Annotated in this window: 2 protein-coding genes and 1 riboswitch; both genes read right to left on the bottom strand. The window is 49.1% G+C overall.

Annotation, left to right across the window (positions count from 1 at the left end; translation table 11 throughout):
• Window positions 1-97 precede the first annotated feature (97 nt).
• A complete protein-coding gene (locus FD01_RS02115) occupies window positions 98-646 on the bottom strand; it encodes an ECF transporter S component (protein ID WP_054720080.1) in 549 nt (182 codons plus the stop codon).
• A complete protein-coding gene (locus tag FD01_RS02110; protein ID WP_056962436.1) occupies window positions 643-1,632 on the bottom strand; it encodes a nucleoside hydrolase in 990 nt (329 codons plus the stop codon). Before FD01_RS02110 ends, FD01_RS02115 begins: the two co-directional genes overlap by 4 nt.
• A gap of 23 nt (window positions 1,633-1,655) precedes the next feature.
• Window positions 1,656-1,700, bottom strand: a riboswitch (PreQ1 riboswitch).
• Between the last annotated feature and the right edge of the window lie 193 nt (window positions 1,701-1,893).

Genomic DNA, 1,893 nt, shown 5'->3' with positions numbered 1-1,893 from the left:
AATCATCAGATGAATTATTGTATTTCATCTGACAACCATAAAGGGATTATCGCACAGACGTGATGTCCGAATCGTTTTTCTTCTTATTTAATAGAAGCTAATTGACTTGTGGCAACCGATACCGTACCGCGCGATACACCAGCGTCACCACATAAACCGTCAAGAAGCGGTCGAGATAATCGGTTCCGATTTGAATCAGGAACACTGCTGCCACCTTGTTCATCCCCGCGCCTAGCAATAACTGTACCAACATGCTGGAGCCAGACGAGGTGATCCCATGAAACAAGATCACTGTAATCAAGGTACTCATCAACGTCCCTGGCAAGGCAATTGCCAAGGCCAACCACCAATTATTTTTGAAGGTGTTGGGTTTGACGCGGCGATACAACAAGCCGGCTACTAAGCCGATCAACAATTGCACCGGCATGAAGAATAAAGAATACAAGTCGGTGAAGCTGACCAACAATGCCGTAATGCCCCCGGCCAACATCCCGCCAACCGGTCCAAAGCAAGCCGCCGCCAAAACGGTCCCGATAGAATCCAAGTAAATCGGCAATTTCAACAACAAGGCGATATTGCTGCCGACGACGTTCAAGGCGATGCACAAGGCTAAAATGGCAACGGCCCGCGTTTTGAATTTGCTCATGCGCCGACCTCCAGTAACTGATGCAAAGTCGTCGACAAATCCGGTTCCGTCGCTTTCAACACGCGCGTTAAGAATCGCCGCCAAAAGGCCATTACATCAACATCCGTCGCGACAAAACTATTATTTTCGCGATGCCAGAAGTCGTGATCATCCACCATCGACTCGCCGCGTGCCACATCATCAGTGGCCACCACGGTTGTGTACGCGTCAAAGCCTTCAAGGATCGTCGGGTCGATCAAGTACGCGACAGCCAACGGATCATTGATCACACAACCGATCACGCGCTCATATTGCCAGTGAAAATCAAAGTAAAACCGCGTAATTTTTTCGATGAAGGCGCCCATTTCTGCGTCAACATCTTTCATATATTCCAAAATGCTGGGCGTTAACACGATTTTTCGCGTCACATCCAGCCCGACCATGTGTACCGGCACAGGCATCTGGTCAAACACGATTTGCGCTGCATCCGGATCGCACCAGAAATTATACTCAGCGACTGGCGAGCAGTTGCCGTGACTCTTGTAATTGCCGCCCATCAACACGAAGCGGCCGACTTGCGCGAAGGCCTGTTGATTTTGTTGCAAGGCTTGCGCAATGTTGGTCAATGGCCCTAATGCCAAAATCGACGTGGTCGGGTCTTTTGCCAAAGTGTCTAAGATGAAGCCAACGGCATTTGGGTGTGCTTGCACCTCTGTGACTGCCGGGATCTGGCTGTTGCCTAGCCCGTCATCCCCATGCGTATCTTGGGCGCTGGTGTAAGCCACTTTCAGCGGTTTTTCTGCGCCAACATAAACGGGAATATCCAACCGTCCAGCCAACTGCAAAATCTTCAGCGCATTTTGTGCGCCAAGGTTGGCTGGGACATTCCCGCTGACCGTCGTAATGCCGACGACTTCTAATTCCGGTGAGTTCAGCGCTAATAATAGCGCCAAGCTGTCATCGATGCCCGGATCACAGTCGATGATGACTTTGCGTACTGCATTCAATTTCCTACCTCCGATTAATCGTGAAGTTCTTGGTTTTTTATCGTGGGAAGTTTACGAACCACGCCAGCGACGAATCGCTGATTTGCTAAATGCAGAATTTAGTATAACGGAAAGTTTGGCGGATTGCTATAGGGTGTGTGGACAGAAAAATTCAGATCACGATTAAGAAATAAAAAAAGCGCAAATTGCAAGAACAAGTTAGCCACCCCCATGGCACGACACCGTGAGATGAACTGTTATCTTTGATGAGTTGAGTTAGCT

It is taken from the genome of Lacticaseibacillus manihotivorans DSM 13343 = JCM 12514 (assembly GCF_001435035.1).
Lineage (GTDB): Bacteria > Bacillota > Bacilli > Lactobacillales > Lactobacillaceae > Lacticaseibacillus > Lacticaseibacillus manihotivorans.
The sequence above is the reverse complement of the archived record's forward strand: the minus strand, read 5'-3'. Positions and strand labels throughout refer to the sequence as shown.